The following is a 12,257-nucleotide window of genomic DNA, read 5'->3' on the forward strand; positions in this document are numbered from 1 at the left end:
CGGCGGCGCCCGCCAGAATGGGGGGATGCGCGACCATATCCTCGAAGCCCTGGACCCGGAGCAGCGCCGCGTGGCCACCCTCCTCGACGCTCCTGTGGTGGTGCTCGCAGGCGCGGGCACCGGGAAGACCCGCGCCATCACGCACCGGATCGCGCACGCCGTCAGCCAGGGCCGCTACCAGCCCTCCGCCACCCTGGCGGTGACCTTCACCACGCGCGCCGCGGGCGAGATGCGAGCCAGGCTCGCCTCGCTGGGGGTCCGCGGGGCCCAGGCCCGCACCATCCACTCGGCGGCGCTGCGCCAATGCCAGTTCTTCTGGCCCCAGGCGTACGGGGTGGAGTTCCCCCGCGTGGCGGAGAACACGTTCGGTCTCGTGGCACGCGCCGCCCATCAGGTGCTCGGCAAGTCGGACACGCCACTGGTCAGGGACCTGGACAGCGAAATCTCCTGGGCCAAGACCAGCAACGTCTCGGCGTCCCGGTACCCGGACGTGGCGCAGAGGCGCTCGGTGGCGGGCGCCTCCGCCGCCCAGGTGTCCGCCGTCATGGCTCTCTACGAGAAGCAGAAGGTTGCGGAGGGCAGCGTCGACTTCAACGACATCCTCATGTGCAACGCGGTCCTGCTGACCGAGCACGAGGAGATCGGCGCCACCATCCGCCAGACCTACCGCCACTTCGTCGTCGACGAGTACCAGGACGTCTCCGCCCTGCAACACCGCCTCATCACGCTCTGGGTCGACGGCAGGCAGGACGTGTGTGTGGTGGGGGATCCCAACCAGGCCATCCACTCCTTCGCCGGCGCGGATGCCTCGTACCTCCTCGGGTTCGCGGCGGGCATCGAGGGCGCCGAGACGCTCCGGCTGTTCCGTAACTACCGCTCCACGCCTGAGGTCATCTCCTCCGCCAACAAGGTGCTGCGCGTGCGGCCCGGCGGCCCGGGCGCGCTGACCCCGACGCGCGCCTCCGGACCGAAGCCCACCTTCAGCGGACACCCGGACGAGGCGTCTGAGGCAGCGGCAGTGGCGGACTGGCTCAAGCAGCGGCACGCGGCCGGCACCTCCTGGTCCGAGCTCGCCGTGCTCTACCGGATCAACGCGCAGTCCCCGGCGCTCGAGGCCGCCCTGAGTGAGAGGGCCATTCCCTACTCGGTGCGCGGCACGGAGAAGTTCTACGACCGGGCGGAGGTGCGCCAGGCGCTGCTGGAGTTCGGCAGGGCCGTCGAGCGTGGGGGTGAGGCCGCGGCTCCCGACGTGCTGGAGGCCGTGCTCGGCTCGCTGGGGTGGCGTCCCGAGGCGCCGGCCGGCCAGGGCCGGCAGCGCGAGCGCTGGGAGTCGCTGTCCGCCCTGAGGGGCATGGTCGTCGACGAGGCCGCCGCCAGGGGCACTTGGCCCGCCTCGGAGGCTGCGGAGTGGCTGCGCGAGCGCTCCGCCTGGCAGGCCGGCCCGGTGGCCGAGGCGGTGACGTTGGCCACCCTGCACGCCGCCAAGGGACTCGAGTGGGACGGTGTGGCCATCGTCGGCGTGCGCGAGGGCATGATCCCGTTCGTGTTGAGCCAGGAGGAGCCGAGCCTCTCCGAGGAACGAAGGTTGCTCTACGTCGGCTTCACGCGGGCGAAGCGCGAGCTGCGGGTCAGCTGGGCCGCCGGGAAGGGAAGCGCCACCCGATCGCGATTCATCGCCGATCAGGTCTCGGGACCCTCCACCGTCGCCCGGAAGCCCAAGGAGAAGGCCACCTCGGCCCGCTCCCGGACCTGTCGGGTCTGCGGCCTCCACCTCCATACCGCCGCGGAACGGAAGCTGAGCCGGCACCCGGACTGTGAGGTCAGCTACGACGAGGGTCTGTTCGAGGCGCTGCGGGCCTGGCGCAAAGCGGCCGCGGACGAAGCGTCCGTGCCGGCTTTCGTGGTGTTCACCGACGCCACACTGCAAGCCATCGCCGAGGCCGCCCCCGCCACGGAGGCGGATCTGCTGCGTCTTCCCGGCATCGGGCGGGTGAAGGTTGAGCGCTACGGGGGCGGCGCGCTGCAGGTGGTGCGCAGCCATCAGGGCTGAGCGCAGCCCACCGTCGGGCACCCCGCCTTCCTGGTCCACGCGGTGAGGCTCAGCCCCGGGTGCTCGAGCCGCCAGACCCAGCCGACCCCCACCAGGTCCGTGCTGCCGCGGAGTACGTCACGGACCTGGAGCGCGGCCAGGGAGCTGGCCCAGCTCACCAGCGCCCGGTGGGTTCCACCGCCCGCCGGTGAGCCGCCCTGGGCCAGGCAGCTCGGGCATGGGCCGTGGCCGGGGGCGACGAACGGCCCGACGAGCGCGCCAGAGGCATCCCAGGCGACATGCAGCGCGCCGACCTCCGCGGCGTAGACCTCCGCCTCAAGGGTGGGCTGCGTTCCGGGCGGGGAGCAGAAGACCGTGAGCGCGCAGCCGGAGATCAATCCGGGGGAGCGGAGAGCGGCCGCAGGCTCGACGGGGATACTCCGGAGCTGCGCCCGACGCAGGGCGGCCTCCAGTGGACGGGTGGCGGTGGGGATCCCCACGACGGCGATCTGCTGGGTGTGCATGGGCCAAGCCTCGCCGTCGAGGCTTCTCAGCAGCAGGCACCGCGGGGCGACGGACAACACATCGTCTGAGTCGGACAACACCGGGCCGGTTCCGGACAACACCGCGGCCGTTCGGGACAACACCTCGGGAGGGCCTGGGCCCGGAGGTGTGAGGGCAGCACAATGGGGCGGTGCCGACGGCTGCCGCCCCATTGAGTGCCCGCATCGGGCTCGATCCGGCCTTGCTCAGGCCTTACCGAGGATGCGGTTGAGGTTGGTGCCGCACTCGGGGCACTTGCCCTTAGCCATCTTGGTGCCCTTGGCGTTGACCACAACCTCGCCCTTGGCGTCGCGCTTTTCCTTGCACTTGACGCAGTAGAAAGAGCCTTCCCAGATCTCCGCCGTCATTTTTTCCTCCTTGTTTTGGGTGGTTGCTGCGGTCAGCAACCCCGTTCACTCTAGGCGCCGCCCGGAGCGCTCACAATGAGACACACCGTCCGGACGTGGTGGAGCCCGGCAGCTCGATCCGCCTTCCCCTGCGTAACGAGCTACCGGGACTCTCCCTGCAAGTTAAGCGTCACCGGATCCGCCACGTCAAGGTTGGGCGAGACACTCAGGCCCCTGAGCCTCCGAGGAGCTTGCGCAGCTCAGCGTCAAGGGCGTCCTCAACTGGCTCCGCGGGCGAGACTCCGGCGGCGAACGAGAGGGGATCCGCCAGGTGCGCCCGACTGGGAAGCAGGTCCGGGTGGCCCCAGACCTCGTCGCGGCCGTCAATCCCGCGGTGGTGCTCGACGGCGGCCCACAGGTTCTTCGCGTCTCGCACGAGCCGGGGCCGCAGGTCGAGGCCGAGCAGCTCCGCGAAGACGCTGGTGACCGGAGTGGCGGAGGCGCGGCGGCGGTGGATGACCTCCTCCAACTGAGGGGAGTTGGGCATCCATGGGGCCGTGGCCCGACCGACCACGTGGTCCACCCACCCTTCCACCAGGGCAAGCAGGACCTCAAGGCGCTGCAGGATCTCCACCTGGGTGGGGGTGCTCGCAGGCTGGAAGAACGAGCCCCGCACCGTCTCGCCGACCGCCACCACCTGCTCGATGGACAGGTTCTGCAGGTTCTCGGGCTGAAACTGGCTCGCGATGGCGTCGAAGTCGATGGTGATCTCGCGGGCGAAGTGGCCGAGCAGTGCGCTGAGCTGGGGAGAGAGCCAGGCGACGTGATGGAAGAGCCGCTGCCTGGCCGCCTCGCGCAGGAGGAGGAACAGGGTCACATCGCGGTCGCCGGCGGCCAGATCCTCGGTGAAGTGCGCCACGTTGGCGGGAATCATCACCACGTCAGCCGAGCCCAGCAGGTTGAATCCGATCTCGGTCCCGGTGAGGATGTCACCGGCCACCTTGGACAGTTCACGCTTGAGCCGGTCCCGGTAGATCAGCGACGCCGACTGCTTCATCATCGGCGCAAGGAACTTGCCCATCGGTTCCAGCTCACCGCCCGAGTCGTCGACGGTGCCGCGCTTGAGTGCCTCCGCCAGGCCGTCGATGATCGGTTCGATCACCGCTCGCCACCCGTCCCCCGTCTCGTCGAGCCATGCTCCGCGGGTGATGGCACGCGCAGGCCGACCGGTCTCGGGGAAGGCTGTCTGCGGGGTGAGCCACGCCTGGGCGAGCCGCTCGGCATCGACGATGGCGGCCTTCTCTTCCGGCTTGAGCAGCGGATCAGCGCCGGCGGCCGACGCGAGTTGCTTGGCCGCGGTCAACGTGGTGCGCCACGCGGCGTCCGGGTCCAGATCGGCGTTGGTCATCCCGAACATTCCGGATCCCGACTGCTGCATCCGCTGGACGTGGGCGAGCAACTCCTCAAGGTTCAGCTGGTCTGCGTCGGCGAATCCCATCGACTCCAGCATTTTGCGTAGTTGCTCGAAGTCGAACGCTCCGAACGGGTCAGGGTTTGACATCAGGAGACCTCCTTGATGCCCATTCTTCCCCATCGTGCAAGCGCCGCGCGACGGCTTGCCGCCGGTTGCTAGGGTGAAGCGGAAGACGATGAAGGGAGTCTCGGTGTCGCGCAACGCAATGGCGATCGTTTCCTCCCTGCTTTTCGTGATGCTGGCGGCGGCTCTGGTCGTGATTCCGGTCCCCTATGTGGCGTGGCGCCCGGGGCAGACCGTCGACGTCCTGGAGACCACCGAGGAGGGTGGCGCCGTCATCGAGATCTCCGGCCTTCCCACGTTCGACACCGCCGGTCAACTGCTCATGACCACCGTGTCCACCACCCGGGTGGACTCCACTCTCAGCCTTCCCGAGGTTGTCTTCGTTTTCACAGCCAACGATTCGGACGCGATGCCCAGGGAGGTCATCTACCCGCCTGGCAAGTCGTCGTCGCAGGTGCAGGACGAGGCGGTGGCGATGATGGACAAGTCGCGCATCAACGCCACCGTCGCGGCACTGCGGGCGGCCGGCGTAGCCGTGACCGAACTGCCCCGGGTGGAAAGCGTGGTGCTCTCGGGCCCCAGTGTCGACCGTCTTCAGCCCGGGGATCTGATCACCGCCGTTGACGACATCGAGATGAAGACCCGCGAGAATGTGATCGCCCAGGTGGCCACTCACGCCGTCGGCGACGTGATCGTCTTCACGCTGCTCCGCGACGGGCAGGAACTCACAGAGAGCGTCACCTCCAGCGCCAGCAACACCGACGCCCGCCGTCCAGTGGTGGGGATCTCCCTGGACACGGGCTTCCAGTACGCGCCCCAGGTGGACTTCGGCGTGGACCAGGGCGTCACCGGCCCGAGTGCGGGGCTGGTGTTCGCGTTGGGTCTCTATGACCGGATCACCGAAGGACACCTGATCGCCGACGGGGTGGTGGCCGGCACCGGAGAGATCGATCCCGATGGGCGGGTCTCGAGGATCGGGGCCGTGCGGGAAAAGATCAAGGGGGCGGAGCGCGACGGAGCCACCATCTTCCTCGTGCCCGAGGACAACTGCTCGGACGTCGGCAACCTGGCCACAGACGTCATGCTGGTCAGGGTAGGCACCCTGAAGGACTCCATTGCGGCGCTCCAGCTCATCAACGAAGGAAAGACTGCGGAGGTGCCCACCTGTGGCTGACTCGTCGAAGCTCATCGCCGCCCTCATGGACGTGGAGCGACACGTCTCATCTTCAGGGTGGGACCAGCCGGCCCGCCTGTTCGCCCTGGTCACCACCCGCACGCTGCTCGATGTCGAGCCGCAGCTGCGCGGCCGGGTGCCGGAGAGCAGCCCAGACGCGCTCACCGCCATCGAGCAGGACGAGTTCCACGCCACGGAGAACGTCGTCGAGCGCCTGGCCGGCATCTTCTGGCCGGACACGGTCGAGGGCTGCGCGCTGGCGATGGAACGCGCCTTCCTTCCCCCCGAGCACGAGGCCGAGCTGCCTCAGGAGCCTGAGGCTGCTGCCGAGTTCGTGGCCGCCCATCCGGAGAAGACTGATGTACGCATCGTCGTCGGGGTCCTCCGCGATGGCACCCGCCACGGCCTGGCCCGGCTGGTGAGCAACCCCGATGATCTGCTGGGAGCCGAGGACCTCGTCCCCGGCCTGGCAGACGCCCTCGTCAATACCTTCAGGAGTGAGTTGTGAGCGCCACCACCGCCAACCCCGAGGCCCCGGCCGGGCGCGGGCCCATCCTGTGGACCGTCATGATCGTGGGCGGCCTACTGCTGGTGGCCGTCATCGCCTCCCGGGCCGTCACCGACTATCTGTGGTTCCGCAGCATCAACTTCCAGACGGTTTTCACCACCCAACTTGCGGCGCGGGCCGGTTTGTTCGCCGTGTTCGGGCTGCTGATGTTCTCGGTGGTCTTCTTCAACATGGTGATCGCCTACCGGCTGCGCCCCAAGGTGCGGCGGGCGAACCTGGACTCGGAGTTCCTCATCCAGTTGAGGGACGCGTTGGACCGCAGGTCGAAGGTCCTCATGGCCGTGCCCTCCGTGGTGCTCGGGCTCCTCGGTGGGATGGCGGCCGCCGGCGTGATCGAGGTGTTCCTCGCCTGGTGGAACGCGACCCCGTTCGGATGGGCCGATCCCTACTTCGATCTGGACGCCAGCTTCTACGTCTTCACGCTGCCCTGGCTGGGGTTCGTGGTCGGGTTCCTCCTGTTCACCATGATCGTCGGGATGGTCGCGGCGGCCGCCGTGCACTTCATGACCGGGGCGCTCACCTCGTCGGCACTGAGGGGCCGGGGCAACACCGCCGCCGGGCTGGGCGCCCAGCGGCACCTGTCCATCCTCCTGGGCATCGTCATGCTGCTCATCGCCGCCAGCACACTGCTGGACCGCTACGCGCTGAGCATCACCGCCAATAGGATCTTCACCGGGCTCTCCTACACCGACGTGACCACGCGCGTGCCTGTGGCCGCCATCATCGCCGCCATCTGCGTGATCACGGCGATCCTGGCGTTCATCAACGCCTGGAAGGTCAGGTGGAGTGTTCCTGGCGCCTCAATCGCGCTGCTGGTGGTGTCCACTCTTCTGCTCTCCATGCTGTACCCGTGGATCGTGCAGAGCTTCGAAGTGATCCCGGACGAGCAGGAGAAGGAGCGCCCCTATATCGCCAACAACCTCGCGGCCACCAGGTACGCCTACGGCATCGAGGACGTGGAGATCGAGGACTACGAGGCCACCACCACGGCCGGCGCGGGGCAGCTGCGGCAGGACGCCGAGGCGCTGCCCGCCATCCGCCTCATCGACCCCGCGGTGGTGCCGGCAGCGTTCGAGCAGCTCCAGCAGGTGCGCGGCTACTACACCTTCCCCGACACCCTGGATATCGACCGCTACGTCATCGACGGCAAGGCAACGGACTCGGTGGTGGCCGTCCGGGAACTGGACCTCGACTCCGTCGAGTCCGGCGACACGTGGAACAACCGTCGCACCGTCTACACCCACGGCTACGGCATGGTGGCGGCGTACGGCAACCAGCGCGAGGCCAACGGCGAGCCGGTGTTCTTCTCCGGCGGGATCCCCACTGTGGGGACGCTGCCGGAGCACGAGCCCCGCATCTACTTCGGCGAGAAGACCGACTACTACGTTGTGGTCGGAGCGCCGGAGGGCATGGACCCGGTTGAGCTGGACACCCCGTCGGGCGGAGAGGGCCGCACGGAATCGCTCTACACCTACAGCGGCGACGGAGGCGTGGGCATCGGCAACATCGCGGTGCGCGCTGCCTACGCGCTGCGGTTCGGCGACATCAACCTCATGCTCTCGGACCGGGTCAACGAGGAGTCGAAGATCCTCTACGACCGCCTGCCGGTGCAGCGCGTCCAGGAGGCGGCGCCGTGGCTGACGGTGGACTCGGATCCCTTCCCCAGCGTGGTCGACGGGCGGGTGGTCTGGATCATCGACGCCTACACCACCACGGACAACTTCCCCAACTCGATGCGCAGCGACTGGACCCAGTCCATCTCGGACTCGCGCACCTCGGCCGACAGGCTGCTGATGGGTCAGCAGGTCAACTACGTGCGCAACTCGATCAAGGCCACCGTGGACGCCTACGACGGCACCGTCACGTTGTACGAGTGGGACGAGACAGATCCCATCCTGAAGACCTGGGAGAAGGTCTACCCGGGTGTGGTCACGCCGAAGTCGGAGATCTCGCAGGAGCTCCTTGAACACCTCCGCTATCCTCAGGACCTGTTCAAGGCGCAGCGCGAGATCCTGGGGCGCTACCACACCATCAGCCCAGACACGTGGTACCGGCAGACCGACATCTGGCAGGTGCCCAACGACCCGGTCCGTGCCGGGCAGCAGGGCCTCAAGGAGCCGCCGTACTTCCTCACGATCCGTTGGCCCGGCGACGAATCACCCCACTTCGCCAACACCACCGTGTTCGTGCCGAAGGACCGCGAGAACCTCAGCGTCTACATGTCGGTCAACGCGGACGCCACGACCGAGGATTACGGCCGGATGAGGGTGCTGAAGCTCTCGGACGCCGAACAGATCGCCGGCCCCGGACAGACGTACAACTTCATCGCCACCAACCCGTTGGTCGCGGACAAGCTGTTGCCCTTCAACCGTCAGGGAGCCTCGGCCGCCGCCATTTACGGCAATCTGCTGACCCTGCCACTGGGCGGCGGGCTGCTGTACGTGCAGCCCATCTTCACCCAGACCACCGGGACAACCGGCGCCTACCCGGCGCTGCGATTCATCGTGGTGCGCTTCGGTGAGCAGATCGGTATCGGCGAGACGTTGCAGTCGGCGCTTGATCAGGTCTTCCAAGGAGACGCAGGTGCGGACACCGGCGAACAGCCCACGGAGGAGCAACCCACCGTCGATCCGTCACAACCGACGGTTCCCGCGGACGTCCAACAGCGCGCCCGGAATATGCTGGATGAGGCTCAGTCCCTGTTCGAGGCGGCGGAGCAGGCGCTCCGCGACGGCGACCTCGCCGACTATCAGGCCCAGGTCAAGGCCGCGGAGGCGAAGATCGCGGAGGCCGCGGAGGCGCTCGGCTGAGCCGGCGCCTCAGCGGCGCAGGTCTACAACCTCCGCGACCAACCCGACGGCGGCAAGGGCCGGAAGCAACGCGGAGGCGTCTCCCATCACCGCGACAGTCACGTTCCGCGGCGACACCAGCGTCCTGAAGGCGGCCGTCGCGTCGGCGGGAGTGACCGCCGCCAGGTCTGAGAAGTGGCGGTTCATGTAGCCGGGGTCCAGACCCGCCGCGGCCAGGGCGGAGGCCTGCGCGACGATGTCGGCGGAGGTTTCGGTGGCAAGGGGTGCCACGCCGATCAGGTACCTCCGCGCGTCGTCGATCTCGTCGTCGCCGAACGCCTCTGGCAGCGCAACGCCCTCCAGCAGTCGGGCGACGGCGTCGGCCGCGACCTCGGTGCGGACGCTGCCGCCGACGGTGAAGAGTCCCTCGTCCGGGCCGGGGGAGAAGCCGCCACCGATGCCGTAGCTGTAGCCGAGGCGCTCCCGGAGTTCGAGATTGAGCCTGCTCGCGAAGGCCCCCGCGACCGCGTGGCCGGCCAGCCGCAGGGAGGCCCAGCGCGGGTCGGATCGGGTGACGGTCCGTCGGCCCACCACCACCGTCGCCTGAACTGCCCCCGGCTGGTCCACCACGACGATCCGGGGCTCCCGCGCCGGGGCTGCCGCCAGCAGGGTGGGCTGAGGTGGCGGAGCCGTCCAGGGTCCAAGCGCGGCCTCGGCCTGCGTCACCGTGAGGTTCCCCGCGACCACCAGGGTCGCCCCTTGGGGGGAGAAGTGCGCCCGGTGCCAGCCGTGGGCATCTGCCGGTGTCACGGCGGCGAGGGTGGCCGGGGTGCCTGCGGCGGGGCGCCCACCGCGATCCCCGGTCCCGAACAGCTCGCGGCGAAGCGCCATCCTCACCGCGGAGGAGGGGGAGGCGAGCGTGGACTCGTAGCCGGCCACCTGCGCCTCGACGTGGTGGGCCACGTCGCGATCGTCGAAGGTGGGCTCGCTGAGCACCTCCGTGAAGAGCGGCAGCACCTGGGGGAGCCGACGGGATGGTGCCTGCCCGCCGAGGGTGGTGTAGCGCTGGCGGGCGGTGCCGTGCAGGGTGGCGCCCTGGTCCTCGAGCAGCTCGCCGATGGCGCCGTCCGGATGGGTGCGGGTGCCCTCGTCGATGGCGTGCAGCGCCACGGTGCCCACGCCCTCCCGATCGGCGGGTTCCGCGGCCAGCGGTGCAGGAATCATCACCTCGAAGGTGGCGATGTGCTGCCCGGGGAGCTCGAAGTGCCACATCGTGAGCCCCGAGCCGAGCGTGCTGACGGTGGGGGTGGGGAAGTGCCAGGGAATGCCGAGGGTGACGTCGGGGCGGTTCATCGGGTTTCCTCGGCTGCGTAGTGGAGCTGGTGGGCCGACGATGGTGCCAGCCAACGTCCGGCGGCGGTGGCGATGTGTTCCGGGGTGAGCGCCAGCACGTCCGCGAGGTGGGTGTTGATCTGGTGCGGCGATCCGTGCATCAGCCAGGCCTCGTTGATGGCGTCGGCCCGGCCGCTGGTGGTGGCCAGTTCCCAGAGCCAGTCGCTCTCGTACTGGGCGACGGCGCGGGCCAACTCTGCATCGGTGGGGCCATCGGCGGCGAGACGGCCCACGCCCTCGAGGATGGCCGCCGACATTGCCTCGAGCGAGATTCCGTCGGCGGGGCGGCCCAGGATGGCGGCGATCGACGCCGCCGAGCGGTGGGTGAGCGAGGCGCTGTGCACCTCGTTGGCCACGTCGGCGTGTTTGACCAGGGCGCGGTGCAGCCGGGAGGAGTGGCCGTCGGCGAGGATCGACAGGGCCAGGTCGATGGCGGGCTGATCCGCGTGTGAGGCGGGGGGAGTGGGCCAGGAGAGGTAGGCAAGGGAGTGGGGGACCTGCCGGCTCACCGCGACAGTCGAGGCCTGCGCGACGGGGCGCTCCGTCATGGGCAGGCGCTCCGGCTTGGGGAGGGCGGGAAGGTCTGCGAAGTAGCGCCCGGCGAGATCGAGCGCCTCGTCCGGGCCGACCGGGCCACACACCACCAGGCGCAGGTTGCACGCCCGGTACCAGGCGTCGAAGAACTCGGACACGTCCTGCAGTGAGGCGGCATCCAGGTCCGCCATCGACCCGATGGTGAGGTGCCCGTAGGGGTGGGTCTCCGGGAAGTGCTGCGCAGTCAGCAGCTGCAGGAGGTCGCCGTAGGGCTGATTGTCGTAGCGCTGGCGCTTCTCCTCCTTCACCACCTGGCGCTGAGCCTCGAAGTTCTCCGGGGTGATGGCCAGGGACGAGAACCGGTCCGCTTCCATCCAGAGCGCGAGCTCCAGCGCGCCGCGGGGGACCGTCTCGAAGTAGTTGGTGCGGTCCGTGGAGGTCGTGGCGTTCACGGTGCCGCCGAGGGACTCGACGGTGGCCATGTGCTCGCCGCTGGCCAGGTGGGCCGAGCCCTGGAACATGAGGTGTTCGAAGAGGTGCGCGAACCCGGTCCGGCCGGGGGCCTCGTCGGCCGATCCCACCTCCACCCACAGGTTCACCGCGACACCCGGCGCGTCCGGATCAGGCGCCACCACCACTTGGAGGCCGTTGTCGAGGCGCGCTTGGGTGAGCTCGTACTGGAGGGCCTCGGTCATGCGCGCAAGGGTAGCCGACGCCGTCGAGGGGTCAGTGCAGCGTGGAATCGGCTGGTCCCGTGGTCCATTCGTGGAATCGGACGACAAGCCCGGAACGCGTGGGGGCGCAGGTGAACGGCCCTGCGGCGGCGCGTGCGTCGCGGGGGAACGGGGCGAGGCGGACGAGGCTGAGGGGGTCGCCGTCGAGGCCGGCGCGGATGGTGAGCGCGTCGCCGGAGCGCGAGACGCGCACCCGGACCCGGCGTCCGTGCCAGGCGTCGACGGGGGCGGATGACCAGTCGGAGAGCGGGTTGGTCACCACCGCACCCAGCTGCGGATGGCCGTCGGCGAACTCGACGCCCGCCTTGACCCAGCAGTCGGCCGCGGACACGACGAACAGGCCGGCCTGATCGAACTGCTCGGAGTATCCGGCGGTGAACACCACCTCCATGGCGCTGTCCGTCGGGAAGGGGGCGACGAGAGCGTGCTCCGTGTCGTGGGTGAAGCCGTAGGACGTGACACGCCACGCATCCGAGCCCTCCTCGGCGGTGACCACGAGATCGGGTCCGTCCTCGTGGACGTCGACGGGTTGGGTGGTCCAGGTGCCGGAGGTCCACGGCAGTGGCAAGGTGTCCATGGCGATGACGCTATCGGTGGGCTGGCCGACCGG

10 protein-coding genes are annotated in these 12,257 nt (G+C 69.2%); 4 read left to right on the forward strand and 6 right to left on the reverse strand.

What is annotated here, in order from left to right; translation table 11 throughout:
- Positions 1-25 precede the first annotated feature (25 nt).
- Entirely contained in the window at positions 26-2,050 is a 2,025-nt protein-coding gene (locus ACZK39_RS03735) for an ATP-dependent DNA helicase UvrD2 (protein ID WP_182799806.1), read from the forward strand.
- Here ACZK39_RS03735 and ACZK39_RS03740 read toward each other — a convergent pair.
- The 3 genes from ACZK39_RS03740 to ACZK39_RS03750 form a co-directional block, all read right to left on the reverse strand.
- Positions 2,041-2,553: a hypothetical protein gene (locus ACZK39_RS03740; protein ID WP_463612560.1), complete on the reverse strand. Its 513-nt coding sequence runs from the start codon at positions 2,551-2,553 to the stop codon at positions 2,041-2,043. The two genes, ACZK39_RS03735 and ACZK39_RS03740, sit on opposite strands and share 10 nt — an antisense overlap.
- A 225-nt stretch (positions 2,554-2,778) precedes the next feature.
- Positions 2,779-2,940 carry a DUF5679 domain-containing protein gene (locus ACZK39_RS03745; RefSeq protein WP_182784204.1) on the reverse strand — a complete coding sequence of 54 codons (162 nt, stop codon included), beginning with the start codon at positions 2,938-2,940 and terminating at the stop codon, positions 2,779-2,781.
- Between the two features lie 205 nt (positions 2,941-3,145).
- The gene (locus ACZK39_RS03750; protein WP_182784202.1) at positions 3,146-4,480 is read right to left on the reverse strand and encodes a zinc-dependent metalloprotease; all 1,335 of its coding nucleotides are present in this window, start codon (positions 4,478-4,480) and stop codon (positions 3,146-3,148) included.
- 88 nt (positions 4,481-4,568) lie between these two features.
- On the opposite strand from ACZK39_RS03750, the gene ACZK39_RS03755 reads away from it, so the two are divergent.
- From ACZK39_RS03755 to ACZK39_RS03765, 3 genes are read left to right on the forward strand one after another with little or no spacing between them, the layout of a single operon-like run.
- A complete protein-coding gene (locus tag ACZK39_RS03755) occupies positions 4,569-5,630 on the forward strand; it encodes a YlbL family protein (protein WP_182799809.1) in 1,062 nt (353 codons plus the stop codon).
- A complete protein-coding gene (locus ACZK39_RS03760) occupies positions 5,623-6,138 on the forward strand; it encodes a PPA1309 family protein (RefSeq protein ID WP_370585802.1) in 516 nt (171 codons plus the stop codon). Before ACZK39_RS03755 ends, ACZK39_RS03760 begins: the two co-directional genes overlap by 8 nt.
- Positions 6,135-9,008 (forward strand): UPF0182 family membrane protein, encoded by a 2,874-nt coding sequence (locus ACZK39_RS03765; RefSeq protein WP_463612561.1) that lies wholly within the window; start codon positions 6,135-6,137, stop codon positions 9,006-9,008. The genes ACZK39_RS03760 and ACZK39_RS03765 overlap by 4 nt, the downstream gene beginning before the upstream one ends.
- 9 nt (positions 9,009-9,017) lie before the next feature.
- On the opposite strand, the gene ACZK39_RS03770 is transcribed toward ACZK39_RS03765, so the two are convergent.
- From ACZK39_RS03770 to ACZK39_RS03780, 3 genes are read right to left on the reverse strand one after another with little or no spacing between them, the layout of a single operon-like run.
- The gene (locus ACZK39_RS03770) at positions 9,018-10,340 is read right to left on the reverse strand and encodes a M16 family metallopeptidase (RefSeq protein ID WP_463612562.1); all 1,323 of its coding nucleotides are present in this window, start codon (positions 10,338-10,340) and stop codon (positions 9,018-9,020) included.
- Complete coding sequence (locus ACZK39_RS03775) at positions 10,337-11,608, reverse strand: M16 family metallopeptidase (RefSeq protein ID WP_463612563.1); 1,272 nt, start codon at positions 11,606-11,608, stop codon at positions 10,337-10,339. The genes ACZK39_RS03770 and ACZK39_RS03775 overlap by 4 nt, the downstream gene beginning before the upstream one ends.
- Before the next feature lie 31 nt (positions 11,609-11,639).
- Positions 11,640-12,224 carry a DUF1349 domain-containing protein gene (locus ACZK39_RS03780; RefSeq protein WP_182799812.1) on the reverse strand — a complete coding sequence of 195 codons (585 nt, stop codon included), beginning with the start codon at positions 12,222-12,224 and terminating at the stop codon, positions 11,640-11,642.
- Positions 12,225-12,257: the final 33 nt, after the last annotated feature.

The sequence above is a fragment of the Tessaracoccus luoxuelianae genome (assembly GCF_055326245.1).